Here is a 26,409-nt window from a genome sequence, read left to right on the forward strand (position 1 = left end):
CTTTCATCGCCTAGTTTTGCTATGATCCTCGCAAAAACAAGGGGGTCATGATGAAGGAGCTTGTTTTCTTTTGTTCCTGCTGGTTATTGTTGTTGCTGTGATTGCGGCCGCCGTGCGTGCGCGTGGCGGGCCAACCTACCAGTATTCGCGCCGACCATTGATGACGGAGCGTGAGCTGCAGTTCTTCCGTGTTTTGCGCGAGGCGCTTCCGCAGGCCCAGGTATTCAGCCAGGTCTCTATGTCGGCTATTGTTGAGACGAGGAGCAAAGGCAAAGAGGGGCAGGCGGCACGAGCTCGGTTTAGCCAGAAGTATGTCGACTACGTGATCTGCTCCCCGAATTGCAGAGTGCTTTACGTGATCGAGTTGGATGATCGGAGTCACAACAGCGCTAGGGCAAAGAAGGCGGACGCGACGAAGGATGAAATCCTTGCGAAGGCAGGCATTCCTCTGAGGCGGTATTCGTCGGTCAAAACGGAAGTCGCAACATTGGCCGCTGATTTTCAGCAAGCTGTGCAAGCCCTCTCTGCGTCGTCTACGGTGCCGGCGGCAAGCGGTCGAGAATCTGCTGAAGAACGTCGTGGGACTCGCATCGATGCACCTTGAGTGTATCGATGACCAAGCTGGGCGGCATGAGCCGTCGCCCAGCGCGGCTGGCAGGGCTTTCGAGGGTCCTGTGAACGGCTCATGTGAGCTTCGTTCAGGCCTTGCCAAAATCCCGTGGCTCAATGCCCTTTGATACAAGACTCGCCTTCTCCCTCGCGCCCCATTCCCGGACGATACCGACACGGTGCATCGGATAGCGTATTTCGACATTCGCCCCAGTCTTCAGGAGATCGGCACGAACGCTGTTCAGCGCAGTGCGGTCATGTTGAATATGCTGCTCGCGTCCCCCGTCTCGTACGGCCTGGATCACGTGCCGGTCATCGGACCTGACGATCGGCCCCCGGTAGGTCTTTTCCGCCTCAGCGGGACTTAGCACTGGCGCCGGGAAGGCAAACGCCTGCTCGCTATGGTAGACACGCTGTAGTGCTTCCTGCTGGAACGGGTTGGGACTGCCAGGGCCATCGTGGCGGGCAAGCATTCGCGCCACGCCCATGGCTGCCTGCTGGTGAAGCTCCGGCAACTGGTTTAGCGCCTTGGCGACCGGATCATTACCGCCGGCGTGACGCTCGCGGGCCAGCATGGCAGTTTCGACCAGTCGAACAACCTGCTGGTGCTCGTCCAGGGACAGCTGCGGGCGCCATCCATTTGCAGCGGTGGAGATGATCTTTTCCACACGCTCCAGCTCGGCCGAGAGTTCCTTCGAGGGAAGATTGGCCCCTTCCACCTGCTCATAGGAAGCCGGTACATGTTCCATGTTTGAAAGCCCTCCATATTGGTGCGCTACTTCACGCGCATGCGTAATCTCGATGTCACCGGCCTGCCATCGGTGTGCAACACATTGGCGTACCGCACGCGCCCGACGCGGTCGTAGACTTCCACACGGTCGGCTAGTCTGTGCTGCTCGACGTATTCCGCCGTGGCCGGCATGCCCCGGTATGCGGCATCATGGGCGCCTGCCTCGCTCCAGCGGCCAAAGCCCTTCGCCACCTTCTGTTCCTCGTACCGACGGTAAATGCCTGTCAAGCTGTCGCGGGCATTGGCGGCGATCACACGCACCACCACCTGGTAGCTGGCCGTCTTGATGCGTCGCATGGCCCCTTCGAATACCACGTGCGGCGTGTGTCAATGGTGCGGTCAAAGGGCTGTTTTGTCCAGGGACGGGCGTACGGATCGGTCAACTCGGCGAAGTGCCGCTCGTCTGACGATTGGATCTGCTGGTACTGCGGGTGGTAGTACCGCAGCTCGTCGCCGTCGATCATCACCACGTTGCGATCGGCAAAGTCCAGCTTAGTGGCTTCCAGTAGCCAGCTCTTGCCGGCGCCGTGCCCTCGAAATGATGACGTTCGATGCGCGCATAAATGGCCGCATGCCGATGCGGTGCCAACAGGGATTGATTGTCAGCCATCGAGCGTCACCTGCGCGGCGCCTTGACGATCGGCCCATAGACATACAAGGCCCGGTGAATGAGTGCCAGGTCTCCGGAGGGGCAGCGCGCGTCGCTCGTCCTCCAGCCTGTCGAGTTCAGCTTCCAGGGCTTAGATGCGTGCGGCATCCGGGACAGGCTTCTCTTGCTCGGCATCGACCTCGCTGCTCAGGTAGCCGATGTACTCGGCTAGCGTTTCCGTGGCGGCTTCTAGCCGGGCAGTTTCACCAATAGCAGGGATGTCGTTCTCCAATGTTCAACGCATTCTGAGGCGCGTCGCAGTCCACGCTTTATCTCGCCGACGAAACCAAGCTCTCCGCCAGCGCGGCGAGCTCGGGCGCAGCGTTGGCCAACAGACCATTGGCATCGACTGCGGCGCTAGCCGCCACGCGCAGGTCATTGATCTCCCCTGTGGTCGCCTTGCGGGCGACCAAGGCGGTCAACATGGCCAGCAACACTTCGGATGTCCTTTGCGCGTGCTCGATATCCGCGAGACGATGTCCAAGTGCCTCGCGTTCTGCCTGCGCATCCAACGTTTCGTTAGCCTCGCGGCGCCCCAGCACCTTGTCTCGGATGTACTTGGACAGGTGCTTGTAGCCCGCCAGGGCGGCCGCTTCCTTGACCCGCCGATGGTCATCGTCGGTGAACCAGACGGGGATCGCCTTACCGTCGCTCATAGGAACTCCAATTTTATAGATTTTGTATAGCCATAAATATAGCATTTACAATGCATTACAGCACTTTTCTATACAATTTCTATATTTATAAGTCACACGACAATGAGGCCGATAAGCCTTATAAATCAATGGGTTAGATCCCCCGAAGGGGGTGCGTTTCGTGTATTGAGGTTTTGGGCCTGTTAAGGACCAGAATCTCACGGCAGTTAAGGGCGTATTCGGCACTTAGGCCGAAGGCCGTAGGGACCCACGTCAAATTCATGACATGATATGTACATTTTGCAGACGCTTGCATGCCAGATCCAGACATCAGCAGTACAGCCTACAGACAGCTCACGGTCCCAATAGTTACAATTTGGCGGAGAAAATGCGTGCTAGACCGACCATGACGACGAAACTTGATCCAGTGACTGCAATACGTGCGCTTCAACCGGAAAGCATCGCGGCGCGACTGCGCCAGCTGATGCCGGAGATTGAGGCAAAGCTGGGTGTCGGGGTCACCCTCAAGGCGGTCCACCAGGCGCTGGCCGGTAGCGGTATAGACATCCCGCTTGAAACCTTGCGCACCAATGTTTATCGGTACAGAAAGAAGGTGAAGGCGGCCCGACCTGTATCGTACGAAGCAGACACCACGCGAGAGCCGGCTCCCGCGCCGCGCCGGACGCCACCGACGCCAGCCGATGTGACTGGGCACCTCAAGACGTCTGTATCGTCTGGAACAGAAGAAAAGACCGCGCCGACGTTCGAGCCGCGACATCCCCCGCCGACGCCACAGGAATTGCACGCGCTCATGCACCCCGATCCGGTCAAACAGGCCGAGGAAATTGCCTACTATGAGCGCATAGGCAGGGCGCGCGCTCGAAAGCGCCGAAGTGGCCTGCAGGAATAGCGGAAACAATCTCTGAATCGTACGATACAGAGCCAAGGCGGGCGCTAGCCAGAGTGGTACATCTGAAAGCTATCGGCCGAAGGCCGCACTATTGGGGATGCTGCGAGGCGGGGCAGCGCCCCAAGAGCGCACCGCCGACGCTCGGCAGGCGCCCAGGGACGCAAAAGAAAGGGGGAGCCAAGGCGGCGGTGGTGACGGTATATTTCATGGCTCGGTCCGACGGCTGAGTTCGGCCACGAGGCGTCATTCGTCCATTGGCGCGACCGGACATTCATGCGTCCGCTTCGCTTTTCGAAACGGCCGCTCGGCTGGTAACGCTGGACGTCGCGTCATCGGCCATTTCCGCCATTGGGCCGATTCTTGCGCCAGTTTCATGGCAGCACTCATTGAGATTGCGACGCCCGAGAACGGCTGTTGAGGGACCCCACCTGCCCACGAATCCGTGCCCCACGAGTGCCTGGCTCAAGTTCGTGAGCAAAGTAGTGGCTCCACAAAGACTGCACGGAGCCACCACCAACTGCGGGAGGAGACATGGCGTGTTTCTATCGTTGGCTAGAGCTGGCTCTCGTCAAGGACGAAATCATCCGCAAACTGGACACAAGCCCACCCTCACACCATTCTGGATAAGAACGGTCAACTGGACGCCATATTGCGCCGTTACGGTACTCCGTGCGTGCTGCCGCCTCCACGGCCAACTCTTCCTTAATAGCCTCGACCTCGGTCGCCTGTGACCAATGGGCGAAGGACAGCCACTGTGCAGGCAGATGCGGCTTCAAGTCGGCAGCGAATGCATCAAGCGCTTTCGATCAAGCGCAGTACCGCTTCGGCAAGGGCGCCATTGCCGTCACCAAGCAGGTCGACAGCGTCGAAATGGTGGCCTCGCCTCTGTTCGACCACCTGCACGTCGAAGCCATTCGCTTCCAGTAGCGTCTGGTATTCGCGCTGGAGCCGGTGGTATTCCGGCGACTCATCGCCGCCCACAGTGAGAATCATCGGCAGCCTCACCTTCGGCAGATGAGAGACGGGGCTGTAGGCGGCGACGTCCGTCTCGGTCAGTTGCACCACCTTGTTGAGATAGCAAAGCCGGATCGGTTCGAGGTCGTACAGCCCACTGATCGCGCAACCGCCCTTGAGAAGATCCGCCGGAACGCCGAATTTCTCCCAGTTGGTGCCCGCCAGGATTGCAGTGAGATGTCCGCCAGCGGAGTGCCCCGAGACATAGATCCTGTTGGCATCGAAGCCGCCGAGTTCGCCTGCGTTGCGATAGAGCCATGTCACCGCGTCGCGATTGTCGCGGACGATCTCCGACATCCCCACATCCGGCGCCAGCCGGTAGTTGACCACCGCAACGTTGATGTCGCGCTTCAGGTAGGGCGAGGCAATGTAGCTGAAGTCGGATTTGTCCAGAGACTGCCAGTATCCCCCGTGAATGAAGACCAGCAGCGGACGGCCCTTGTTGGCGGCCGGGAAAAAATCGAGCGTCTGCTTGGCGTCGGGCCCGTACGCGCGATTCTCCATGACGGGGTGGGTCCGGCGGAAGTCTTCGCTGACCTTCGCCCAGGTCTGGAAGATGTCCTGGAAGCCGGGAATCCCGGCCCTGACGTTGTACTGCCTGTCCAGCTCTTGCTGATTGAAGTTTCGATACACTGACATTACATTGGCTCCAGACTGTTGGAATCGATAGGCCGATTCCTTTTGCAAGTTGCGACGCTCGTTGGCGTCCGACCAAAGATACTTGCCTGCGCCAGATCCTCGCGCGCCAGCAAATGACAGCGACTATCGCGGAGATGCCATGTTTGGAAAGAGCGAGAACCGGGACGACTATCAGGCCATAGGCCAGCCGATCGGCGGGATGGCGCGCGCCCTTGCGGACGGCTTCTATATCGACACGCACTCACATCCGCGCGGTCAACTCATCTACGCTTACGTCGGCGCCATCTCGGTGTCGACCGACTATGGCTCATGGGTCGTGCCTCCCCAGCGCGCCGTCTGGGTGCCGTGCAATGTCCGGCACGCCATGCAGGCTTGCGGCGACGTCGAGATGCGCACCGTCTACATTCGCGAGGACGCCATCCCGGCGGAATTGCAGACGTGCTGCGTCGTTGCGGTGCCGCCGCTGCTCCGGGAACTGATTTCCGCCGTCGTGCGCATGCCGGTCGAGTACGAGCAGGACGGACGCGACGGCCTAGTGGTCCAGCTTCTGCTGCATGAACTGCGCCCCCTCTCCGTGGTCCCCCTTCACTTGCCCATGCCCAAGGACAACCGGCTGAGCAAGATCTGCGCGAGGGTCCTCGACGATCCTGCCGACGAAACGTCGGTACAGGAGTGGAGCCAGTTCGTTGGCGCCAGCGAGCGCACCATCATCCGTCTCTTTCCCGAAGAGACTGGACTGACCTATAGCCGCTGGAAACAGCAGGCGCGACTGATGGCTGCCGTTCGCCTCCTGGCGGAAGGATGCCACGTGACCGATATCGCACTGCAGCTCGGATACGAGAGTCCCAGCGCCTTCAGCGCCATGTTTCGCCGGGCGCTCGGTATGACGCCCACCGAGTATTTCCGGGATGCCGCAGGTGACTAACGCAGCCCCGCAGGCTGGATTGGCGTCTGCGCGACAGTAACTGGCGTCGGGACGCCGGTCACTGTCTCGGCCGTACGGCACAGTCAACGGGCCGACGGTTGAGGCAGCGTGCTTTCTCCGTCGGTACTTGTTCAAATCGAGGAGTCAGCATGTCAGTCATCGATCGTATCGAGGTGGCCGGGATCGTCCTGCCAGCCGCCGAATTCCCCAGGGCTCTGTACGTGCCGTACACAGTACACAACGGCCTCCTGACGGTGTCGGGGCAGTTGCCGCTGAAAGGCGGAAAGCCCGAATTCGTCGGTAAGGTACCTGGAGAAGTCACCGTGGAAGACGCCCGCGCGGCGGCGCGGCTTTGCCTCGTCAATCTGCTCGGTTGGGCCGCGGCCGCAACGGACGGCGATCTCGAGCGGATCCGGGGCATCGTTCGTGTGGGTGGCTACGTGGCGGCGCAGCCGGGGTTTCATGACGCGCCCGCGGTGATCAACGCCGCTTCGGAGCTTCTCAATGAGATCTTTGGCGAAAAAGGGCGCCATGCCCGCGTGGCCATGGGCGTCGCGAGCCTGCCCTTCGACGCGCCAGTCGAGATCGAAGCCACGTTTGTCCTGGATGCCTGAGCAATGGAAACACAGACAAAAGCCGGGTACGCCGACGTCCTGGTCGGGTTGCAATACGGCGATGAAGGAAAGGCGCGGGTGGTAGATCATCTCGCCGGCGCTTATGACGTGATCGCGCGCTTCAACGGCGGTGCCAATGCGGGTCATACGATCGTCACTGCCAGCGGGGAATTGCGCTTGCGGCAGATCCCGTCTGGGGTATTGCATAGGCTGGTCGCACTCTATATCGGATCTGGCTGCGTCATCGGCTTGCAGCAACTGGCGAGCGAGATCGGGATGCTCGCCGCATACGGGATTGATCTCGCCGGTCGACTGACGATCAGCGACCGATGCCCACTTGTCCAGCCGGTCCACGTGCTGCGCGATCGCAATGAAGGCGGACAAATCGGCACGACGGGAAACGGCATTGGGCCCTGCTACGCGGACCTCGCTGTCCGGATGCACGACGGTGAACGATCCTCCTTCCAGCTTCGGGACCTGTTGCGGGATGCCGAGGAGGTATTCGAAAAGCTGAATCGGGCTGCTGCGTTGCGCGAGGAAGGCGAGCTCGCCAATGCCATGAACCGGATGCGCGAAGCGTGGGACGTCGTGCGGCCGTTCGTCACGGACGATCCACTCTGGCTGCCGCGTCGGGTGGAACAGGGGGCGAGGGTGCTCTTCGAAGGCGCGCAGTCCGTGATGCTCGACGTCGTACATGGCGACCAGCCGTGGGTCACTTCCAGCCATACCTTGCCCTCGTATGCCTACGTGGGTGGCGATTTGCCGTGCAAGTACCACCGGAAGACGATCGGCGTGGCCAAGGCGATCGTCTCGCGCGTCGGCGGCGGACCGTTACCGACCGAACTCGGAGGAGAACGATCCGAGCGCTATTGTGCCGATGCCGCACGCTCAGGACGCGGCAAGGCCGACGAAGCCGCTGGGGCCAACGCCCTTGCGCTGCTCGCCGGGGACGACGATTTCGGCATCGGCATGGCACTCCGCATGCTGTCGAACGAGTACGGCACCGGAACAGGCAGGCCGCGCCGCGTCGGACTTCTAGATCTCGCGCAACTCCGGCTCGCCGTGCAGCAGTTCGGCATCGACGAGGTCTTCCTGAATAAATGCGACAGCCTGGCGGCATTCGCCCGGTGCGCCGACCAAGGCATTCCGGTCATGGTCGGTCAGGGCTATGCCGGTGGCCGGCACACCATCCGCTTCCCCGCCTTCGGTGAAGCGGCGATTCCGCAGGATCCCGCTGCTCCGCTCCCTCCGCAGTTGGTGGCTCTGCTCGCGCGCGTGGAAGAGGTCATCGGCCGGCCGCTGCGGGGGATCGGACTGGGCCCCGGGCGGGAGCAGATGCGCATGATTGAAGAACACCAGGAAGATATGAAATGACCACTACAACACCATCCTATCTCGACAGCGCCATGCGTCGGACTGACCTCGCATGGACCGACTGGGAAGCAATCGAAGCGTTTCTGAAGGACGAACTGATCTGCAGGGTCGCCGTCCACGATACGCCGTACCCCTACGTCACGGCGCAGAGCTTCACATTTACCGGCGACGCGTTCCTGATACACAGTTCGCGCTTCGGCAAGCTCGCCGCTGCAATCCGCGCCAATCCGCTGGTCACGATCGAAATCGACCGCCCCGTCGCGCTGCTTAAGGCACCCAAAGGCCAGAATACGAGCCTGGAGTACTACAGCGTCATCGCCCGCTGCGTGGTCGTGCTGCGCGATAGTACGGACGAGGTGCGCGCGCACCAGTATCAGGCACTCGACAAGTTCCGCCCCGAGAAGGATTACTCGCCGATCGAGGATGGCGCTGCCAATCAGATCGTGGCGTATCGATGCGAGATTAGCGAGATGACTGCAAAGAAACGCATCCTCGCCGACGGACAGTACTCTCCGCCCGGACAGCCGAAGGCGCCGTATCTTCGCTATCCCTTCCAGGCAGGCGCCACGCTATCCGGATTGGCACCGGAGGCGTTCGACCCTCACAGGTTCGGCCGGGAAGGACGATAGCTATCGCTCCAAATTTCGCTTTGCAACTCGCATGACACGAGGGGTGCCCAGGCACCTCTTTTTTATCTTCAAGCCATCCTGTTTCGGCAATATTCCATGGCATCTGCGAGATAGAGCTTGGCGTTGCGGCACGCGCTTCGGAAACGCATCCACGCGACAGTAGCAAGCGATATCGCGGCATCGCGCTATCGCTTTCGGCCGGCACTCCCGGTGCCGGCACAAGAACTACTGGAGACAATATGAAGCTCACCCCTCTCGAGTTGATGCGCGTGCGCACCGGAGACCGGTTGGAACGGTTGCCGGTGTGCGGGTATCACCGATCGCTCTTCGCCATCATTGCGCTGGCTTTCTTCTTCGATAATCTCGACCTGGCTATGATGACCTATCTGCTGGGGTCGATTCGCACCGAGTTCGGATTGACGTCCGCGCAGGCCGGTATGCTCGGGAGCGCCAGTTTCGTAGGGATGGGAATCGGTGCGCTAAGTTCCGGCGTGCTGGCGGACAAGTTCGGCCGCAAGCCGGTGTTCCAGGTCAGTATGATCATCTGGGGCGTAGGCAGTTATCTCTGTTCGACCGCCGACAGCCCGCAAGTGCTCGCCGCTTATCGCTTGCTGCTCGGGCTCGGTATGGGCATGGAGCTGCCGTTGGCGCAGACCCTGATGTCGGAGTTCATCCCGGCGCGCCAGCGCGGCAAGTATCTGGCATTGATGGACGGCAACTGGCCGATCGCCTTTATCTGTGCCGGCCTGATGTCCTACTACGTGCTCAGTGCCTACACATGGCGAACGATGTTCCTGCTGGGGGCAACTCCCGCCCTCTTTCTGTTCGTCGTACGGCGCTATGTCCCCGAATCGCCGCGCTGGCTCGAATCGAAAGGCCGTCACGAGGAGGCCTCCGGCATCGTGGATCGTATCGAGAAAGTGGTCATGCGGAAATTGAAGCTGTCGTCGCTGCCGGAGATCATGCCTGCGCTGTCGGCTGCCGAGCCGGAGACCTCTGGTCTGCGTGTACTCTGGTCGCGCGAGTACCGGAGCCGGACATTGACGGTCTGGGGACTGTGGTTCTTTGCATTGCTGGGCTTCTACGGCCTGAACACATGGATTGGCGCACTGCTGCAGCAGTCGGGGCTCGGCGTGAGCCAATCCGTGCTCTACACGGTCTACATTTCCATCGGCGGCATTCCGGGCTTCCTCTGGGCGGCGTTTGCCGTCGAGCGTTGGGGACGCAAGCCTGCATGCGTGACCACGCTCGTGGGCGGAGCCTGCATGGTATTCCTCTACGGAAAGGTCGCGGGCTCCAATCCGGACGCAATGACGCTCTTGATTTCGGGCGGCATGATGCAGTTTTTCATGTTCGGCATGTGGGCGGTGCTCTATACCTATACGCCCGAGCTGTATCCGACGCGGGCGCGGGCGTCCGGCTGCGGCATGGCGTCGACCGTCGGGCGGATCGGCTCGTTGCTCGGGCCGACGTTGGTCGGGCTGGTATTGCCGATCGCCGGTCAGGCTGGCGTGTTCTGTCTCGGTGCGCTGTGCTTCCTTGCCGCGGCAATGATCGTGTACAGGTTCGGCATCGAAACGCGAGGGAAGGCGCTGGAGACCATTGCCGAATGACGAGGCCGGCGGCGCGCTGTCTGTTGGACACCGCCTCGGGTGGCGGCTGCTACTGCCCGGGGTCGTGCTATCGACTGTAGTGTCGTTGCAACGAGCATCCAATTCGCCAGGTTCCGACCTCGCTGACCTGCAGGAGCTACTACGAGGCATGGGCCCGATCCGAGGTTGCATTCGCCTGAATTCAAAATGTGGTCAGCAAGGATTTGCACCTGGCGATGAAACTGGCGGAATCGGCTGACATAACTCTACGGTTGCTGGATCGGGTTGTCCAGTATCTCGCCGCCACCGACAGCCACGCAATGCAACGATGGGGGCGGCACGGCTGCGTGGCGGCTTGAAGCCGGTCATCCGAGGTGTTGGGACAGAACATGTGGCTTTGCGAGTGCCGGCTTTGGCCGATGAACCGCCGTTGGCCGACAAGGCGGACGACTCTTTCCGGCCAGGAGCGGCCGGTCGACAGCAAGACGTACATCGTCGACAATTCTGAGAGACATGCCAAGATTGGCGACTTAACGACCAACTTTCGAGTATCCAGCCGTGCCATCAACCGATCTGGAAGGACGCCTTGTGACTATTGCGCGCGAGTCGACATGGTTCCGGCCGGCGCTCGTCGCCGTCCGCAGCTTGAATCTGCCCTCGTGGTGCATCGGTGCCGGCGCTGTTCGCAACCTTGTGTGGGACTCCCTGCATGATTTCCAGGCGCCGTCGGCTCTGTCCGATATCGACGTCGCCCACTTCGACGCTTCCGATCTTTCGGCCGAGCGCGATGCTGAGATTCAGCGTCGTTTGACCAACATCCATCCTTCGCCGTGGGAAGTCACCAATCAGGCCGCCGTGCATACATGGTTCGAAGCAACGTTTGGTCATTCCGTTGTGCCACTCGATTCTCTCGAAGACGCTGTTGCATCCTGGCCGGAGTTCGCGACATCGGTTGGACTGACTCTACGGGACGACGACTCGATTGACGTCATTGCGCCGCATGGGCTTGACGATCTCTTTTCCATGGTGGTTCGGCGGAATCCGACGCGTGTCAGCGTTGACACATATCGGCGACGTATTGAACAAAAGCAATACCAAAGGCGCTGGCCTCGCGCGACTGTTGTGCCATGCTGACTAGGGCGAACAGTTGAAGGGCCCCCTCCGGGTCGCTTCCCAATGCATATTCTACTTCCACTAACGTCCACTTCCGATTGAATTCCATGCGCGAACGTCCTTCTGCCAGGCTACTGATCACCACTCCAAAGCGGCGAGTGTTGCTGTTCCGGTTCGTGCACAAGACTGGCGTGCTAGCTGGAAGGGTCTACTGGGCAACACCGGGCGGCGGTGTCGAGCATGGCGAGACGTTCGCGGAAGCTGCAATACGAGAGCTCCGTGAAGAAACGGGCATTCGCGAGGCACAGGTATCCGAGCCGGTAGGTCGACGCGAAGTGCCCTTGCAGTTACCACGTGGCGAGCGTGTGCTCGCGGTCGAACAGTATTTCGTCGTCAACACGGACACGGAATCCATTTCACGTGACGGCTGGACTGCGCAAGAGATGGAAGTGATGGCGAATCACCAATGGTGGAGCCGGGAGGAACTGTCCAGCACCACCGAGACCATCTATCCGGAAGGACTAGTCGAGATGCTAGACGAGGCGTTTGAGACGGGAAGCCCCGGGCGAGGATCAAAGCCATGGCGGCATCATCCCTCGTCCCGAAGTACCCCAGGGCTGGTTGCCTTGCTCAGCGCACCATTGGCCCTTTCCGCCGATCAGCGAGCCTGCGCGCAGCCCATTGATCGCAGGGTAGACGTCGTAACGGCCTGACGCGAACTCCTCCAGCCGGAAGATCTGCTGATGGGCAGCTGCGCTTGTTGCGGGTTGGGTATCGATTGTGTCCAACGGATTTCTCCTTCTGCCGAAATGACGGCGGTTAAAAAGGAGATGAGCACGGAGAGAGGCGCATGCCAATGCCGAATGGAATGGGCAGACGCTCTGGGAGAATGGCTAGTGGGGACAAGCGCCTTGCGCGGCAGAGCCGCCAATGCTGTCCTTGTACTGTTGCTTCCTGCCGCTGCTGCGACGCTCCAATGATAGCGGTTTCTGCGGCGTTATGGCAGCCGGAGTCGGGGGAAAGCACGCTGCGCGCGAGAGCGTGGGTTGGCGCGAATTTGTTCAGCGCCGCCCGGAACCATACAAGGGTATCAGGCGGCGCTGCGCCTTGCTTAGATTGCTGCGTCCTTGAGCTTCTTCAGCGGGCGAACCTTGACCTTGACGGTCGCCGGCTTGGCTGCGAACCATTGATCCACGCCGGTGAACGGGTTCTTACCGAAGCGCTTCTTGGTTGCCGGGACCTGGGTGGCCACCACCTTGAACAAGCCGGGGAGGGTGAACTCGCCGGCGCCCTTCTTGTGCACGGCGCTCAGGACCGTGTTCTCCAGATGAGCCAACACGGTCTTCACGGTCTTGGCGTCCAGCTCGGTCTTTGCGACCAGGTGGGCAAGCAGGCTGGACTTGTTGAACTTCTCCGCCAGTGGCTTGGCGACGGGAGCAGCTGATGCGGCGGTCTTTTTGGCAGGTGCTACCTTCTTGGCCACAGGCGTGGCGCTCTTCGCGACAGGTTTTGCTTTGGTTGCCATATGGATGGGTGCTCGTTGTCTGTTAAGTGAGGCGCCAGCATGCCGACAGCATTGGCGCTGCGTGGAGGATAGCAAAGTCTATGCGAGCTGTGACCCCACGCGTCGTATTTCCAACACTCCCGCAGGTTCGATCATGCGGCGACGGCTATTCGATCGTGGCAGCGATTCGGTCACAGGTCCTTGAGCTGACCAAGCCCAGCTGCTTGCTGACGTCCTCGCTCGAGCGGCCGGCGAGCAGCTGGCGCCGGCAGAAGGTATTGCGTAAGACGCGGGGGCTCATATCGTCCGCCTCGAAATCAATCATCGCGAGCGCTGCGCGCACGATCCTTCCCAAGCTCATCTCCGCGATCGGAATGCCGCTAGGCTGGAGCGAGAACAACAGTTCGCCGGAGTAGGGCAGGGAGGCACGGAGTTCGATCCATGCCGAAAGGATTGGCACGGCGAACGCGTCCAGATGCACGGTGCGGGTATCACGCGCGCCATGCGCAGGAACGCGGAGATAGGGCGGCGCGGCCGCGGGGTGCAGGTCGGCCACCTGGGCAGATCGGCCCTCTGCGACCGTGACGCCGGTACCGAAAAAAAAGGCGACGATGGCGCGGCTGCGGAGCGTTGGCAGGTTGTCGCCGGCGTGCGGCTGCACATGGGCCTGCAGCCGGGAATCTGCGTCTTCCGGGAGGAAGATTGGCAGGGGGTCGTCTTGTGGCCATCGGCCATCGCGTACCAGTTTCTCGGCAGGGTTGCCTTCTCGCACACCGATGGCCACCAGGTGGCGGCACAGTCGGTCGAGCAGCTTCATGTATCGCATGCGGGTGGCAGCGCTGTATCCGCCGGCCTCCGGTGTCCGCCAGAAGGCTTCGATGTGGTCGGAGCCAAAGGTGGCCAGGGTCTCGTTGACTGCGAACAGGTGCCGTCGGAAGCGTTCGAACATCGCCTCGTGCTGGACGATGGAGCGCGCGGAGAACGGGCGCCGGTCCGCGCCGGCGGCTTCGCGGGCCTGCCAGTCGGCATAGGCACGGGGCGGGTCAGTTTGCCAGAGGCGATCAAATCGGTTCATGTCGGAAGTTATATACTGAAATTCTTTTCTCGCAAGCATCTACCGCCTCTTCGAGGCGGCTGCTGCTTCCAAACGGAACCGGGTGTGAATGCCCAGAAGGGCGTGTCGTAGTCCTCTGCGTTTGGTAAGCTTTCCGTCTTGTGGCACGTCACGGAACTGGCTGACCAGGTCTTCCAATGTGTCCGCATGCGCGAGCTGATATTGCTGCAGCCGGGTCCTGACGAGGGACTCGAGCTTGCGCATGACCTTGATGAAGATTTCGCATGGGTCGGAATTGCGCCGGCGGGTGGGGTGTCATGGCAGAACTCTTGCCGTATGGACGATGCGGTGAACGGCACCGTCGTCGTCTCACTAATCTTCTATCGGGCGCTAACCGAAAAGGCGGCCTCGGCACCCGCAGCGAGCTTGCTCGGAGTAAATTCTATTATCTGAAATTGTGCCACTCGCTCACGGCAGAACGGGAACAGGACAATAAACATCATGAATCTCCTCAGACTGTAAGAACGAGTTTTCGAGCGTGTTGCCCAACTTCGAGAAGCTTGTATGCTTCCACGGCATGATCGAGCCCCGCAACTAATGGAAAATGTAGGCTTAGCTTCCCAAAGCTCGTCCGTCCGAATATGTCGTGGGGCGCGCTGCGGCCTCGAACTCCGGCAGGCCATCGAGGGGGGAGTCGGAGATGAGAGGCGATCCTGTCAGAGCAACATTTCGTATCGTGACCCATCCCCGCCAAAAAGCTCGGTTAGATGCTGGGACGCCCGGAACAAGTGTGGTTTTATCCGAGCGATCGCTTCCTTGCCCAAGCGCGTAGCCGGACCGGAAATCGAAATAGCACCTTCGAGTTTGTCGGCGGAGCCGAAGACTGGCGCTGCCAGCGACACGATGCCCTCGTAGAGTTCCCCCCGGCTGATCGAGAACATCTCCTCGCGTATCGTATCGAACTCGGAACCTTGCCGACCAACAAAGGCGAGCAACACCTTGCCTCCAGCGCCGCGCTCAAGGGGCCGCATTTCTCCAGCTTGCACATTGTCAGTGATCGCGAGCGGCGAGTTCGCGCGATACGCACACAAACGCTTGTCCCCCGATATGACGTAGAACGTCGCGCTCTCCTCCGTCAGTTCAACGAGACTTCGCAGCACCGGCATCACCAGTTCCGCAGGATGCAGATTCCGCTGATACAGCGTCGCGAGCCGAAATGGCGTGGGGCCAAGCGTAAACACGCTGCCTTCTCCCCTTCTCAGATAACCGTACGCTTCAAGCGATTCTGCCAGCCGCAGGATGGTGCTCTTGTACAGGCCAGTCCGTTCCGCCATCTGCGCCAATGTAAATGACAGGTTCTCCTTCGAGAACGTGTCGAGAAGGGACAGTGCTCGATTCACCGCCGCAACGCCCACTTCTTCCTCCCCGGCAGGTTCCTGCTTCGGTTCAAGGTTCTTCTTAGCCATTCGATTTTGCTCCAGTGTGCGCCCTGGGTCGCAAGCATGCCACGACCGATTCGTTCTATCCAGCAGAACGCTTGACTATATTTTAGAACGTTACTAAAGTTCCCGCAACAGCCGAACAAGGAGACGTGGTGAAGCGCTATCAGATGTTTATCAACAATGAGTGGGTCGACTCTGCCTCGGGGCAGTGGTTCGAGTCGATCGAGCCATATTCGGGCGAGGCCTGGGCGGAGATTCCGAAGGGCGGTGCCGAAGATGTGGAGAAAGCCGTGCAGGCGGCAAAAGCCGCGTTTGATGCGCCGGCTTGGCGGGATCTCACCGCGACGCAGCGCGGCGCTCTTCTGCGTCGACTTGCGGAATTGGTCAGCACGAATGTTGCCTGCTTGGCTGAGACAGAGCAGCGAGACAACGGCAAACTGATCGCGGAAGTTTCCGGGCAGGTCCAGAACGTTGCACAGTGGTTCCACTATTACGCGGGGCTGGCCGACAAGGTGCAGGGCGCCGTGGTTCCCATCAACAAGCCGGGCGTTTTCAACTACATCAAGTACGAGCCGCTGGGCGTGGTCGCGGCGATTACGCCCTGGAACTCGCCGCTTGCGTTGACGGTATGGAAGATGGCCCCGGCATTGGCAGCTGGCAACACGATGGTCATCAAGCCATCGGAATACACCTCGACCTCGCTGCTGGAGCTCGCCGCGTTGACCAAGGAAGCCGGCTTCCCTCCTGGCGTCGTCAATGTCATCACTGGCTTCGGCGCAGATGTGGGCGAGCCGCTGGTGCGCCATCAGGACATCGCCAAGATTGCATTCACGGGTGGCGATATTGCCGGCCAGCGCATCAATGAGATCGCAGCAAGCGATTTCAAGAAGGTCACGCTCGAACTGGGTGGCAAATCGGCAAACATTGTCTTCGACGACGCCGATTTTGACCAGGCAGTGAAAGGCGCCGTGGCGGGCATCTTCGGTGCCGCAGGGCAGACCTGCATGGCTGGTTCCCGGCTGCTGGTCCAGCGCAACGTGCACGACCAGTTTGTTGAGATGCTGATCAAGGTCGCTGGCGAGGCGGTCATCGGCGATCCCGCCAAGCACGAAACGCAAGTCGGCCCAATCGCCACCGAGGCTCAGTTCCGCAAGATCCTCTCCTACATCGAGATAGCGAAGAACGGCGGAGCGCGCTGCGTTCTGGGGGGGCACGCACTGACCGGCGCTGCCTACGGGCAAGGGCAGTTCATCGCACCGACGATCTTCACCGGCGTGACCAACGACATGCGCATTGCCCAAGAGGAAGTCTTTGGGCCGGTGCTCACTGTCATCCCGTTCGATACCGAGGACGACGCCCTGTGCATTGCCAATGACACCATGTTCGGCCTCGCGGCCGGGGTATGGACTTCCGATCTGCACCGCGCGTTCTATATGTCCGACCGCCTGAAGGCGGGAACCGTGTGGGTAAACAACTATCGCGCGACCAGCTTCACCACGCCGTTTGGCGGCTACAAGCGTAGCGGGATCGGCCGCGAGGGCGGCGTGGATGCCATCAAGGAATACCTCCAGACCAAGAGCGTCTGGATCACTACCAAGCCGGCCAAGGCAAACGCCTTCGTTCTGGGCTGACGGCACCCCAATCCATATAAATCAGGAGGAGATACTGTGAACGACAAATTTGACGCGGACGTGGTCATCGTGGGATGCGGTGTTGCGGGGCTCTCCGCAGCCGTGACGGCGCTTGAAGCAGGGCTCAAGACCATCAACCTCGAGCGCTCGGACGAGAACCATTTCGGTGGCAATTCGCGCTGGACTGAAGCGTACATGCGCATGAAGAACGACTCGGAGATCTCTGCCGACTTCGAGGAGCACTTCGCGAACAATGCCGGATGGAACATCGACCCCAACGTGCTCGATGCACTCACCGACTCCTACGCGGATTGGCCATCGTTCGTGAAGTCACACAGTCTGCCCGATCCCGAGGTCATCTCCGCGTTCGCCAACTCGGTTCCGCCCACGATCTCGTGGCTCAAGGGACTGGGCTTGAAGTTCGAGCATCAGCCGATCTACTTGCTGACGCAGAACACCACCCGCATAGCGGCCAAGGGCGGCGGCCTAGCCATCATCGAAGCATTGCGCGCCAAGGCATTGGCGCTTGGGGGTGAAATTCGATATCGGACCACGGCGACCGATCTCGTCCGCGACGACAAGGGTGTGGCGTGCGGAGTCGTCATCACCAACCCCGACGGGATCCGATCGCGCCTGCTGGCAAAGCGTGTGATCCTGGCGAGTGGTGGATTCCAGGGCAACCCGGAGATGATGACCAAGTACGTTGGCCTGCGCGCCAAGTACATCCGGCCGGTTGCCATCGGCGGCTACTACAACCGCGGCGAAGGGATCCAGATGGCGCTCAATGCAGGCGCCGCGCCTGCGGGGGAATTCGGATCCTATCATGCGGAGCCCGTCGATCCCCGCTCGCGACAGGCAGAGGCCGTCGTGTTCATCTACCCATATGGCATGCTGGTCAACAAGCTCGCCAAGCGCTTCGTCAACGAGGCGCCGGGCACCGTCGACGCGCACTACGACAACATTACGCGCACCATCGCGGATCAGCCAGACGGCATCTCGTACGTCATCTTCGACTCCAGGGTGGAAGAAATTCCACGCTGGAAGACCAGCATCCGCAGCGATCAGCCTCCCGTCTCCGCACCGACCATCGAAGCGCTCGCAGCGAAACTTGGCCTTCCCGAAGACGGGCTCGCGCAGACTGTCGCCAGCTTTAACGCAGCATGTCCCCAGCGCTCGGATGTGTTCGAGCCATTCATTGTGGATCACCGCGGCACCAAGGGCCTGGACATTGACAAGAGCCACTGGAGCCGGCCGATCGACCAGGCGCCGTTCTATGCTTATCCGATCATCTCGACGAACTGCTTCACGTTTGGCGGCCTGAAGGTCAACGAGAACGCACAGGTCCTGGATCACGACGGCCGCGTCATGGCCGGCCTGTATGCGGCAGGGGAAACCATGGGTATCTATCACCAGGTTTATACGGGCTCGACTTCCGTGCTTCGGGGTCTGGTGTTCGGTCGACGAGCCGCCCAGCACATTGCGAGCTGCAGTGATCGCTGAGTAGGCGATCTGCATCACCGACATAAAAAAACACGAGGAGACTGACCATGGACCGACGCACCTTTCTGTCGCTTGCCGGCGCTGCCACGGGATCGATCGCACTACCGCGCTTCGCCATCGCCCAGCCGAAGCCGCTGGGGTACTACAGCATCAACGCCTTTTCGGGCAACTTCGCAGCAAGCGGAAAATACAGTGACCTTGGCGTACGCGCCGCAATCACCGGCTACGGGATCCGGCTTGGCCGTGCCATCGATTACAAGCGCATCGACACCGAAGGCAATCCGGCCATTGCCGTACGCAAGGTCCAGCAGGCGATCAGCCAGGAGGGCGCGCGCCTTTTCGGCGGGGCCGCGCTTTCTTCCGAAGCGCTGGCGGTGATGAAGGAGGTGAACAAGGCAAACGGCGCGTATATCACCTACGTTGGAGCCGATGAGGTCACGGGCAAGGATTGTAATCGCTCCACATTCCGGTGGTCGACGCCGACCTTCGGTGCGGTGAACACGGTGCTAAGCCCTTTATTCCAACAGAATCCGAAATGGAAGAAGGCCTATACCATCACCGGCCAGTATGTGTTCGGCGAAGCGCTGTTGCGCAATTCGAAGGCAGTGATGCGGGACGCAAAGGTGGAACTGGTCGGGAACAGCTATCACTCTCTTGCCGAGAAGGAATTTTCGGGCTATCTCGGCAATGCGATCGGATCGGGAGCCGATGTCCTCGTGATCCTGAACTTTGGCGCGAACACACTCGACCTGTTGAGGCAGGCCGCCAGCTTCGGCATCAAGAAGCGCATGGCCGTGGCGGTGGTCTGGTTCTCCGGTCTGGATACATTCCAGGCGCTCGGTGCCGACGTGACCGAAGATATCTATTTCGGCTTGCAGTATTGGCACGGACTCGATACGCCGGGCAACAAGACCTTCCTTGACGTGTATCGCCGCGAGTTCAAGGATAATCCTCGCTTCTATTCGGCGGCCGATTACCAGATTGCCACGCTGATGTTCGACGCTATCAGGAAGGCCGGCAGCGAGGATCCCGCAGCGATCATCAAGGCGCTGGAGGGGTACACCTACTCTGGCTTGACCGGCGAGGAGCAGGTGCGTCCTTTCGACCATCAGGTCATCAAGAACTACTTCCTGGCTCGGGGAAAGAAGAGGTCCGCAATGAAGGATGCGGACGACTTCGTGGACATCCTGTCGTCGTCGAAGACCGCCAGCCCAAAATCCGAGTCGGAATGCAAGATGGCCTGAGGCCATAGCCGGAGTCTTCGCTATGAACATCTATGTCTTCCAAGCCTTAAACGGGCTCGGCCTCGGCATGATCTATTTCCTGCTGTCGGTCGGGCTGAGCATCATTTTTGGTCTCCTCGGATTCGTCAACTTCGCACACGGTGCCTTGTTTCTCGTCGGTGCCTATGCGGCCTTTTTCACCAGCCAGGTAACCGGGAGTTTTGCGCTGGGCCTCGTTGCCTCGTTCGTCTGCGTGGCCAGCTTGGGCTTGACCGCTGAACGCTGGTTGCTCCGGCGAACGTACAAGATGTCGCACGAGGCGCAGATCCTCGTGACCGTCGGCTTGACGTTCGTGCTGACCGAAGCCGTGGTCTATCTCTTTGGCCCCGAGTCCCAGCGCGTGGCGCCGCCGGAGTCATTAAGCAGCGTGCTGATGATTGGACCCTATCCCATCCCAAGCTATCGGGTCTTCATCGTCATCGTTTGCGGAGTGATTGGGGCGGCACTCTGGTGGCTGTTCGAGCGAACGATGTTCGGAGCGAGGGTTCGCGCGGGCAACGAGCGGCCGCAGATGCTGAAGCTGCTGGGTACCAGGGTGTCGCGGGTCTATGCGATCGCCTTCGGACTAGGAACAGGCCTGGCCGGTCTTGCCGGCGGTCTGGCGGTTCCCCTGCGCGGTGCCGATCCGTCCATGGGCCTGGAAGCCATTGTCATTGCCTTCGTGGTGGTCGTCATCGGCGGCATGGGCAGCTTTAGCGGGCCGCTGGTCGGCGGGCTGATCATCGGCGTCACGCAAAGCATGATGAGCGCCATCTGGCCGGAGGGGGCGCGCCTTGCCATCTTCCTTCTGATGGTTGTCGTTCTTCTTCTGATGCCAAAAGGACTCTTCGGCCGTGCTTAATACCTTCTCAAAGTCGGCCGGGGCGTTTTACCTGACGCTGCTGGCCTTGCCACTCGCCTTGCCTTTGATGTCGGGGTCCGCCACCACTGCGGTCGTCGTAATGATCTTCGGGATCGCCGCGGGGGCCTGCAACCTGATGCTTGGCTACGCTGGCCTGCTGAGCTTTGCACAGGGAACGTTCTTCGGCGTGGGTTCGTATGCCGCAGGTGTCCTGCTGCGGAGCCATCCCGGCCTGGGCCTTAGCGTGCTTGTGCTCTGTGCGGCAGCCGGCGCGGTGGCGGCCCTGGTCATCGGCATGCTGAGCATCCGGCAGAAGGGCATCTACTTCGTCATGATCACACTGGCGATGGCCCAGATGGCTTTCTTCGCGGCACTCTCGTTTCCGGACGTGACGGGCGGAGAGAACGGCCTGCTCGACATTCCTCGTCTCGGCGCCGGCCTGGATGGCGTGCTCTCGGAATCGCAGAGTCAGTATCTGGTCGTGTCGGTGGTGTTCGTCCTTGCCTTCGCCTTCCTGCGCCGGGTCGTGCGCTCGCCGTTCGGCCGGGTACTCGATGCCGTGCGGGAGAACGAAACGCGTGCTCAGATGGCGGGTTACGACGTTCTACGACTCAAGCTGCTCGCCTTCGTCATATCCGGCTCGGTTACCGCGCTAGCGGGCGCACTGTATGCGATCCAGCTGCGCTCCGCACCTCTGTCAAACATCGACCTGATGATGTCGGAGACGATCCTGATCATGGCCATCCTGGGCGGAAAGCGGTCGCTGCTCGGCGCCGCCTTCGGGGCGTTGCTGATGACCCTGATGGCAGAACAGCTATCGCAATTGTGGCCGCGGTGGCAGATGATCGTCGGCTTCGTGCTGATTGTGACCGTCCTCTTCGCACCGAGTGGCATTGGTGGGATCTTTTCCCAATGGCGAACGCCCCGCGAGAAACGGAAGGCGGGCGGCGCGCACCTGAGCAGCAAGGAGACTGCGTGATGACCGCGATCCTGACCACCCGGGGCCTGGGCCTCGACTACGGCAACTTCACCGCCGTGGGCAAGGTCGACCTCGACCTGCAGGCAAACTCGCTTCACTCCCTGATCGGACCAAATGGTGCGGGTAAGACGTCTTTCTTCAATATCGTGAGCGGGCGCTTGCCCGCCACGCGCGGCTCCATCGAGTTCGACGGCAAGGACATTACGCGCTCGCCGGCACATGGACGCGTGAAGCTCGGCATGGCGCGCAGCTTCCAGGTGACGAGCCTGTTCCCCGAAAGCTCGGTGCTGGATAATCTGCGTCTTGCCGCACTGGGATATGAGGCCGGCCGGTCCCTGCATTTCTGGAGCACATGGAGCGCGGAGGCCGGCAAACATGGGATCGCCGACAAGGTACTCGTGGAGCTCGATCTGGCTCGCCATGCCGCCACGCCGGTTGGCGCACTTTCACACGGCACGCAGAGGCTGGTGGAGATCGGCATGTGCCTGGTGGCCAAGCCCAAGCTGCTGCTGCTCGATGAACCGATGGCTGGCCTTGGCCTGGCCGACGTCCCGCGCGTCTCGGAACTGCTGCTACAGCTGAAGGCCAGCTACAGCATTCTGCTAGTCGAGCACAATATGCACGTCGTCATGGGCATCAGCGACCGCATCACCGTGATGTTCCAGGGGAATGTCATTGCCGAAGGCTCCCCTGAGGAGATTCGACACGACGCGAACGTAAAGCGGGTCTATCTCGGGAGTTCGGTATGACAGCGCAACTACTCGCGCTCCGCGGTGTGCAAGCCGCATATGGCAAGAGCATCGCCTTGCAGGACGTCTCGCTGCAAGTCGGTCGGGGAGAGGTCGTCAGTCTCATGGGACGAAACGGCATGGGGAAGACGTCAACGCTGAATACCATCGTCGGCGTGTTGCAGAAGACCGCGGGCACGGTCCGTCTCGACGGGGTCGACATCAGCGACCTGGAGTCGGACGAGATCTCGCGTCTTGGCATCGCGCTGGTGCCGGCGGACAGGGGCATATTCGCGCTGCTGTCGGTCGAGGAGAACCTGAAGATTGCCAGGCGCAAGCACTCGACTTGGACGCTAGAGAGCGCATATGCGAGCTTCCCCCGGCTCAAGGAACGGCGGAAGAACCTCGGAGGCGCCTTGTCCGGTGGGGAGCAGCAGATGCTGTCCATTGCCCGGGCGCTGATGCAGGGACCGAAGGTGTTGCTGCTGGACGAGCCGACCGAAGGCCTGGCGCCGGTGATCGTCGATGAGTTGGTCGAGCTGATTGCAGGTGTCGGCCGGTCCGGCGTTTCGATCGTGCTGGTGGAACAGACCTTTGCCGTCTGCCGAGCGCTGGCTTCGCGACACTACATCCTCGAGGAGGGCCACGTGGTGTTCGAAGGACCGACGGCGGCGCTGGACGACGATCCGACCATCCTGGAGCGCCTGCTCGGGCTTGACGTCGGCGCTCACGCGTAACACTCACTTCTCAGACGTAAGTATGCCGGGATGCCGGCGCTTACGCCGGCGTTCGAGCCCGCGCTCGCTCGCGAACAACTCTATGCTAGAGCGCGAGCTTGGCACGACACCGCATAACAAAACACAACGAGACAACCCGTGCGCTCATCCCGAGACAGCTTCAGATGCAGGACAACGCTTCCCGGCACGCAAGGCTATGTTTGCATGTCCATTGTGGAAGCCGAGAGAAACGGTGCCGGCGCGCTCACGCGCTTGCCCTACAGCCTGCGCGTGCTGGCCGAGCATCTGCTTCGCCATGAAGATGGCGAGGTCGTACGCCAGGAGGATATCCTGGCGCTCGGTGCATGGCCGCTGACTGGGTCGAGTGCCCACAGCGTAGGCTTCATGCCTGCCCGCGTGTTGATGCAGGATGCGGCCGGACTGCCGGTGCTCGCCGACCTGGCCGCGCTAGATGAAGAAGTCCGGGCGCAGCGGGGCACCGGAATTTCGCTGAAGCTGCCAGCCGCTCTGGTGGTCGACCACGCTGTGGAGGTAGACGCCTCTGGTACGCACGCGGCTCTTTCCACCAACCTTCAGTTGGAATTCGAACGGCACGGCAAGCGCTATGAATTCCTCAAGTGGGCGGCCCAACGGTTCCCCAACCTGCGCATCGCGCCGCCGGGCATCGGAATCTGCCATCAGCTCAACCTCGAGGTGCTTTCTGACCTGGTCAGTGCCAACACGGCAGACAACCCCGAACTCCTGGGATTTGATTCGGTGCTCGGCACGGACAGCCACACCACCATGGTCAACGGCCTTTCGGTCTTCGGCTGGGGAGTGGGCGGTATCGAGGCGACGGCGGCGCTGCTCGGCGAGCCCACCGTGATGCGCATACCCGACGTCATCGGCGTACGCTTGACCGGTGAGCTGAAACCTGGCGTCCAGGCAGCCGACCTCGCCCTCACGCTGACCGCCGCCCTTCGTGAACACGATCTGGTGCAACGCGTGGTGGAGTTCTGCGGGCCGGCACTCGGCATGCTGTCGGTGCCCGATCGTGCGAGCATCGCCAACATGGCGCCCGAGTATGGCGCCACCATGGCCTATTTCCCGCCGGACGCGCAAACGCTGGCCTATCTTCGGCGAACTGGCAGGCCGCGGGAACATTTGACGCTGGTGGAGCGGTTCCTTCGCGCGCAGGGCATGTACCGTGAGGCTTCGGATCCCGAACCTCGCTTCACCAAAGTGATCGACTTCGATCTTGGTTCGGTTGTGGCAGCGGTGGCTGGCCCGTCCCTGCCTCAACAGTGCCGGACCCTGTCGGAGGTGCCGGCGACGATCGTGTCCGCGGAGATGGGACGAGCCTTGACGCATGGTGCGGTGGTGCTTGCGGCCATCACATCCTGCACAAATACGTCCAATCCCGAGGCCCTCGTCACGGCCGGGCTCTTGGCAAGGAACGCGGTCTTGCGAGGCCTGCGTGTGCCAGCTTGGGTCAAAACCTCGTTTGCGCCAGGTTCCCGTGTCGCGTCCGAGCTGCTCAGCGCGGCAGGACTGCAGCGGCATCTCGATACGCTGGGCTTTCACGTTGTCGGCCACGGCTGCACCACCTGCATGGGAAATTCCGGACCTCTGCTTCCCGGCGTGGAAGCCCGCGTGAAGGACGAGAGGCTGTCCGTTGCCGCCGTGCTTTCCGGCAACCGCAACTTCGAAGGGCGAATCCATCCGGCCGTGCGGTCCGCCTATCTGGCATCGCCGGCGCTTGTGGTGGCGTACGCGCTGGCCGGCAATCTCGCGGTGGATCTGTCGTCAGCTCCGCTGGGCAATTCTCCAGAAGGTGCCGCTGTCCGGCTGTCCGATATCTGGCCAGCCCCGGAAGACGTGCACGCGGTGCTGGAGGGCATTCAGCTCGAGTCGCACTTTGCTGCCAACCGGCGCGTGTGGCAGCTGGGATCGGTTGAATGGGATGCGCTCCCCAGCGCGGACAGCGCCCAATACCCGTGGGAAGGGCGTGCCGGCTATATCCGCCGGCCTCCGTTCCTTGAAACAGCGGTCAAAAGGCCCTTGCTCTCAGCAGACATCGTGGGAGCCCGGCCACTGCTCATCCTTGGCGATGCGATCACCACGGATCATATTTCCCCCGTCTCCCGAATCTCCGCCACTTCCACAGCGGGCAGGTGGCTGCAGGAGCAGGGCATTGCAGCGGCCAGCTACGGGACGTTTAGCGCCCGGCGGCTGAACCACGAGGTCATGCTGCGGGGAGGTTTTGCGAATCCGCGCCTGCGCAACCACCTGCTTTCAGACACCGAAGGGGGATTCACACGCTTGCTTCCCGATGGCGATGTCGTCCCGGTTCACGAGGCGGCGCAGGTCTATGCCAAGCGCGGGGTCCCGACTATCGTCATCGCGGGAGCGCGCTACGGTGGCGGATCCGCGCGAGACTGGGCCGCGAAGGTGACGCGCCTGCTCGGCGTTCGCGCGGTGATTGCAAACAGCTTCGAGCGCATTCATCGCGCCAACCTGCTGGCTTTCGGCATACTGCCGTTGGAGACAGAGGAGGATCTTGGCGGCATGCTCACAGGCGACGAGACGCTCGATCTCGGCGGGCTTCCCAGTGCACTGCGCCCGGGCGGAGAACTGACCCTCACGATACGCAATACAGACGGGGCGCTCGTGAAGCATATGCGGCTTGCTTGCCGGATCGACACCGTGGTGGAGGCAGAATGGCTGACGTCAGGAGGCATGCTTGGACGCGTTCTCGACAAGCTTTTGCTTGAACCTCGCACCAACCCTTAATCATGAGAGGGCGCAGCGGCAAGACCTTGCGACTTGCCAACCGGGCGGGCACACCGCTGTCCCGGCTGAGCGACCTGATGTGGGAAGTCCGTGCGCTGGCCCGCGAGGCGGACAAGCGCACGTTCGCGCAATGTGCCGATCGTCGGCAACTATATGCCGAGCAGCTTGAATCGGTGCTGGACGCCTGGATGAGTGCGTTCACCGGTCGCGAGCTGCTGGTCTGTTTCGGTGCGGCCCTGGAGTTGGGCATTATTCCGGAGCGTCATATCGTCCGATGCATCGAGGCGGCCGGCGCCGACGATGCGAGAGATGTCCGCGCGTTGTTTTGGGCGGGCATGCGGCGAGTGTCGGCATCCCGGCGAGCCTCCGTACGCCACGAGGCATGCGTGCATAGCTAGACGTAGCAGGAGATCTGTCTGTCTCAAAGACGCCGAATAAAGGTTAT

General features: G+C 61.2%; 29 protein-coding genes. 19 read left to right on the plus strand and 10 right to left on the minus strand.

All coding sequences use genetic code 11. From position 1 onward, the window contains the following. The first annotated feature begins 70 nt into the window (after positions 1-70). Complete coding sequence (locus OR16_RS03995; RefSeq protein WP_043418339.1) at positions 71-604, plus strand: DUF2726 domain-containing protein; 534 nt, start codon at positions 71-73, stop codon at positions 602-604. 94 nt (positions 605-698) lie between these two features. On the opposite strand, the gene OR16_RS44410 is transcribed toward OR16_RS03995, so the two are convergent. The 6 genes from OR16_RS44410 to OR16_RS04010 form a co-directional block, all read right to left on the minus strand. Continuing rightward, positions 699-1,358 (minus strand): KfrB domain-containing protein, encoded by a 660-nt coding sequence (locus OR16_RS44410; protein WP_050982880.1) that lies wholly within the window; start codon positions 1,356-1,358, stop codon positions 699-701. A 26-nt stretch (positions 1,359-1,384) separates the two neighbouring features. After that, positions 1,385-1,696, minus strand: coding sequence for a zeta toxin family protein (locus OR16_RS47185; RefSeq protein ID WP_050982881.1), 312 nt, complete (start codon positions 1,694-1,696; stop codon positions 1,385-1,387). Continuing rightward, the gene (locus OR16_RS48075) at positions 1,651-1,869 is read right to left on the minus strand and encodes a zeta toxin family protein (RefSeq protein ID WP_423739630.1); all 219 of its coding nucleotides are present in this window, start codon (positions 1,867-1,869) and stop codon (positions 1,651-1,653) included. The genes OR16_RS47185 and OR16_RS48075 overlap by 46 nt, the downstream gene beginning before the upstream one ends. Next, entirely contained in the window at positions 1,863-2,009 is a 147-nt protein-coding gene (locus OR16_RS45300) for a hypothetical protein (protein ID WP_237716923.1), read from the minus strand. The genes OR16_RS48075 and OR16_RS45300 overlap by 7 nt, the downstream gene beginning before the upstream one ends. Before the next feature lie 130 nt (positions 2,010-2,139). Further along, positions 2,140-2,280, minus strand: a complete 141-nt coding sequence (locus OR16_RS45305; RefSeq protein ID WP_237716924.1) for a hypothetical protein — start codon at positions 2,278-2,280, stop codon at positions 2,140-2,142. A 37-nt stretch (positions 2,281-2,317) separates the two neighbouring features. Next, on the minus strand, positions 2,318-2,704 hold the full coding sequence (locus OR16_RS04010; protein WP_006156681.1) for a hypothetical protein: 387 nt from the start codon (positions 2,702-2,704) through the stop codon (positions 2,318-2,320). A 385-nt stretch (positions 2,705-3,089) separates the two neighbouring features. On the opposite strand from OR16_RS04010, the gene OR16_RS04015 reads away from it, so the two are divergent. After that, positions 3,090-3,593 carry a hypothetical protein gene (locus OR16_RS04015; protein ID WP_006156682.1) on the plus strand — a complete coding sequence of 168 codons (504 nt, stop codon included), beginning with the start codon at positions 3,090-3,092 and terminating at the stop codon, positions 3,591-3,593. Between the two features lie 792 nt (positions 3,594-4,385). On the opposite strand, the gene OR16_RS04020 is transcribed toward OR16_RS04015, so the two are convergent. Next, a complete protein-coding gene (locus OR16_RS04020) occupies positions 4,386-5,246 on the minus strand; it encodes an alpha/beta hydrolase (RefSeq protein ID WP_006156683.1) in 861 nt (286 codons plus the stop codon). A gap of 139 nt (positions 5,247-5,385) precedes the next feature. Between OR16_RS04020 and OR16_RS04025 the strand changes: the two genes are divergently transcribed. From OR16_RS04025 to OR16_RS04055, 7 genes are all read left to right on the plus strand, one after another. Then, complete coding sequence (locus OR16_RS04025) at positions 5,386-6,171, plus strand: AraC family transcriptional regulator (RefSeq protein WP_006156684.1); 786 nt, start codon at positions 5,386-5,388, stop codon at positions 6,169-6,171. A 149-nt stretch (positions 6,172-6,320) separates the two neighbouring features. Then, complete coding sequence (locus OR16_RS04030; protein WP_006156685.1) at positions 6,321-6,785, plus strand: RidA family protein; 465 nt, start codon at positions 6,321-6,323, stop codon at positions 6,783-6,785. A 3-nt stretch (positions 6,786-6,788) separates the two neighbouring features. Continuing rightward, positions 6,789-8,159 carry an adenylosuccinate synthetase gene (locus tag OR16_RS04035; protein WP_006156686.1) on the plus strand — a complete coding sequence of 457 codons (1,371 nt, stop codon included), beginning with the start codon at positions 6,789-6,791 and terminating at the stop codon, positions 8,157-8,159. Then, positions 8,156-8,788: a pyridoxamine 5'-phosphate oxidase family protein gene (locus OR16_RS04040; protein ID WP_006156687.1), complete on the plus strand. Its 633-nt coding sequence runs from the start codon at positions 8,156-8,158 to the stop codon at positions 8,786-8,788. Before OR16_RS04035 ends, OR16_RS04040 begins: the two co-directional genes overlap by 4 nt. A 239-nt stretch (positions 8,789-9,027) precedes the next feature. Beyond that, a complete protein-coding gene (locus tag OR16_RS04045) occupies positions 9,028-10,401 on the plus strand; it encodes an MFS transporter (RefSeq protein WP_006156688.1) in 1,374 nt (457 codons plus the stop codon). 537 nt (positions 10,402-10,938) lie between these two features. Further along, entirely contained in the window at positions 10,939-11,514 is a 576-nt protein-coding gene (locus tag OR16_RS40835) for a nucleotidyltransferase family protein (protein WP_100227828.1), read from the plus strand. An 86-nt stretch (positions 11,515-11,600) separates the two neighbouring features. Then, positions 11,601-12,206 (plus strand): NUDIX hydrolase, encoded by a 606-nt coding sequence (locus OR16_RS04055; protein ID WP_081488663.1) that lies wholly within the window; start codon positions 11,601-11,603, stop codon positions 12,204-12,206. Between the two features lie 398 nt (positions 12,207-12,604). On the opposite strand, the gene OR16_RS04060 is transcribed toward OR16_RS04055, so the two are convergent. Then, on the minus strand, positions 12,605-13,018 hold the full coding sequence (locus OR16_RS04060; RefSeq protein WP_006156691.1) for an HU family DNA-binding protein: 414 nt from the start codon (positions 13,016-13,018) through the stop codon (positions 12,605-12,607). A 145-nt stretch (positions 13,019-13,163) separates the two neighbouring features. Then, on the minus strand, positions 13,164-14,111 hold the full coding sequence (locus tag OR16_RS04065) for a tyrosine-type recombinase/integrase (RefSeq protein WP_158001327.1): 948 nt from the start codon (positions 14,109-14,111) through the stop codon (positions 13,164-13,166). A gap of 147 nt (positions 14,112-14,258) precedes the next feature. Here OR16_RS04065 and OR16_RS04070 point away from each other — a divergent pair, with 147 nt between their 5' ends. Next, positions 14,259-14,504, plus strand: coding sequence for a hypothetical protein (locus OR16_RS04070; protein WP_043418347.1), 246 nt, complete (start codon positions 14,259-14,261; stop codon positions 14,502-14,504). Between the two features lie 263 nt (positions 14,505-14,767). On the opposite strand, the gene OR16_RS04075 is transcribed toward OR16_RS04070, so the two are convergent. After that, entirely contained in the window at positions 14,768-15,517 is a 750-nt protein-coding gene (locus OR16_RS04075) for an IclR family transcriptional regulator (RefSeq protein WP_006156694.1), read from the minus strand. Between the two features lie 128 nt (positions 15,518-15,645). Here OR16_RS04075 and OR16_RS04080 point away from each other — a divergent pair, with 128 nt between their 5' ends. From OR16_RS04080 to OR16_RS39510, 9 genes are all read left to right on the plus strand, one after another. Beyond that, positions 15,646-17,124 carry an aldehyde dehydrogenase gene (locus OR16_RS04080; protein WP_006156695.1) on the plus strand — a complete coding sequence of 493 codons (1,479 nt, stop codon included), beginning with the start codon at positions 15,646-15,648 and terminating at the stop codon, positions 17,122-17,124. 36 nt (positions 17,125-17,160) lie between these two features. Continuing rightward, positions 17,161-18,624, plus strand: coding sequence for an FAD-dependent oxidoreductase (locus tag OR16_RS04085; RefSeq protein WP_006156696.1), 1,464 nt, complete (start codon positions 17,161-17,163; stop codon positions 18,622-18,624). A gap of 47 nt (positions 18,625-18,671) precedes the next feature. Next, positions 18,672-19,868 carry an ABC transporter substrate-binding protein gene (locus OR16_RS04090; protein WP_006156697.1) on the plus strand — a complete coding sequence of 399 codons (1,197 nt, stop codon included), beginning with the start codon at positions 18,672-18,674 and terminating at the stop codon, positions 19,866-19,868. Between the two features lie 22 nt (positions 19,869-19,890). Beyond that, positions 19,891-20,748: a branched-chain amino acid ABC transporter permease gene (locus OR16_RS04095; RefSeq protein ID WP_006156698.1), complete on the plus strand. Its 858-nt coding sequence runs from the start codon at positions 19,891-19,893 to the stop codon at positions 20,746-20,748. After that, positions 20,741-21,727, plus strand: coding sequence for a branched-chain amino acid ABC transporter permease (locus tag OR16_RS04100; protein ID WP_006156699.1), 987 nt, complete (start codon positions 20,741-20,743; stop codon positions 21,725-21,727). Before OR16_RS04095 ends, OR16_RS04100 begins: the two co-directional genes overlap by 8 nt. Continuing rightward, a complete protein-coding gene (locus OR16_RS04105; RefSeq protein WP_006156700.1) occupies positions 21,727-22,476 on the plus strand; it encodes an ABC transporter ATP-binding protein in 750 nt (249 codons plus the stop codon). The genes OR16_RS04100 and OR16_RS04105 overlap by 1 nt, the downstream gene beginning before the upstream one ends. Then, positions 22,473-23,192 carry an ABC transporter ATP-binding protein gene (locus OR16_RS04110; RefSeq protein ID WP_006156701.1) on the plus strand — a complete coding sequence of 240 codons (720 nt, stop codon included), beginning with the start codon at positions 22,473-22,475 and terminating at the stop codon, positions 23,190-23,192. Before OR16_RS04105 ends, OR16_RS04110 begins: the two co-directional genes overlap by 4 nt. Positions 23,193-23,330: 138 nt before the next feature. Then, complete coding sequence (acnA, locus tag OR16_RS04115; protein ID WP_043418352.1) at positions 23,331-25,964, plus strand: aconitate hydratase AcnA; 2,634 nt, start codon at positions 23,331-23,333, stop codon at positions 25,962-25,964. A 26-nt stretch (positions 25,965-25,990) separates the two neighbouring features. Beyond that, positions 25,991-26,362, plus strand: coding sequence for a hypothetical protein (locus tag OR16_RS39510; RefSeq protein ID WP_141639827.1), 372 nt, complete (start codon positions 25,991-25,993; stop codon positions 26,360-26,362). Positions 26,363-26,409: the final 47 nt, after the last annotated feature.

The organism is Cupriavidus basilensis OR16 (assembly GCF_000243095.1).
Classification (GTDB): Bacteria; Pseudomonadota; Gammaproteobacteria; order Burkholderiales; family Burkholderiaceae; genus Cupriavidus; species Cupriavidus basilensis_D.

Coding starts and splice junctions, on each gene's coding strand:
- OR16_RS44410 (WP_050982880.1), bottom strand. CDS start 1,358: ATGGAACATGTACCGGCTTCCTATGAGCAGGTGGAAGGGGCCAATCTT.
- OR16_RS47185 (WP_050982881.1), bottom strand. CDS start 1,696: ATGCGACGCATCAAGACGGCCAGCTACCAGGTGGTGGTGCGTGTGATC.
- OR16_RS45300 (WP_237716923.1), bottom strand. CDS start 2,009: ATGGCTGACAATCAATCCCTGTTGGCACCGCATCGGCATGCGGCCATT.
- OR16_RS04010 (WP_006156681.1), bottom strand. CDS start 2,704: ATGAGCGACGGTAAGGCGATCCCCGTCTGGTTCACCGACGATGACCAT.
- OR16_RS04015 (WP_006156682.1), top strand. CDS start 3,090: ATGACGACGAAACTTGATCCAGTGACTGCAATACGTGCGCTTCAACCG.
- OR16_RS04020 (WP_006156683.1), bottom strand. CDS start 5,246: ATGTCAGTGTATCGAAACTTCAATCAGCAAGAGCTGGACAGGCAGTAC.
- OR16_RS04025 (WP_006156684.1), top strand. CDS start 5,386: ATGTTTGGAAAGAGCGAGAACCGGGACGACTATCAGGCCATAGGCCAG.
- OR16_RS04030 (WP_006156685.1), top strand. CDS start 6,321: ATGTCAGTCATCGATCGTATCGAGGTGGCCGGGATCGTCCTGCCAGCC.
- OR16_RS04035 (WP_006156686.1), top strand. CDS start 6,789: ATGGAAACACAGACAAAAGCCGGGTACGCCGACGTCCTGGTCGGGTTG.
- OR16_RS04040 (WP_006156687.1), top strand. CDS start 8,156: ATGACCACTACAACACCATCCTATCTCGACAGCGCCATGCGTCGGACT.
- OR16_RS04045 (WP_006156688.1), top strand. CDS start 9,028: ATGAAGCTCACCCCTCTCGAGTTGATGCGCGTGCGCACCGGAGACCGG.
- OR16_RS04055 (WP_081488663.1), top strand. CDS start 11,601: ATGCGCGAACGTCCTTCTGCCAGGCTACTGATCACCACTCCAAAGCGG.
- OR16_RS04060 (WP_006156691.1), bottom strand. CDS start 13,018: ATGGCAACCAAAGCAAAACCTGTCGCGAAGAGCGCCACGCCTGTGGCC.
- OR16_RS04065 (WP_158001327.1), bottom strand. CDS start 14,111: ATGCTTGCGAGAAAAGAATTTCAGTATATAACTTCCGACATGAACCGA.
- OR16_RS04070 (WP_043418347.1), top strand. CDS start 14,259: ATGCGCGAGCTGATATTGCTGCAGCCGGGTCCTGACGAGGGACTCGAG.
- OR16_RS04075 (WP_006156694.1), bottom strand. CDS start 15,517: ATGGCTAAGAAGAACCTTGAACCGAAGCAGGAACCTGCCGGGGAGGAA.
- OR16_RS04090 (WP_006156697.1), top strand. CDS start 18,672: ATGGACCGACGCACCTTTCTGTCGCTTGCCGGCGCTGCCACGGGATCG.
- OR16_RS04095 (WP_006156698.1), top strand. CDS start 19,891: ATGAACATCTATGTCTTCCAAGCCTTAAACGGGCTCGGCCTCGGCATG.
- OR16_RS04105 (WP_006156700.1), top strand. CDS start 21,727: ATGACCGCGATCCTGACCACCCGGGGCCTGGGCCTCGACTACGGCAAC.
- OR16_RS04110 (WP_006156701.1), top strand. CDS start 22,473: ATGACAGCGCAACTACTCGCGCTCCGCGGTGTGCAAGCCGCATATGGC.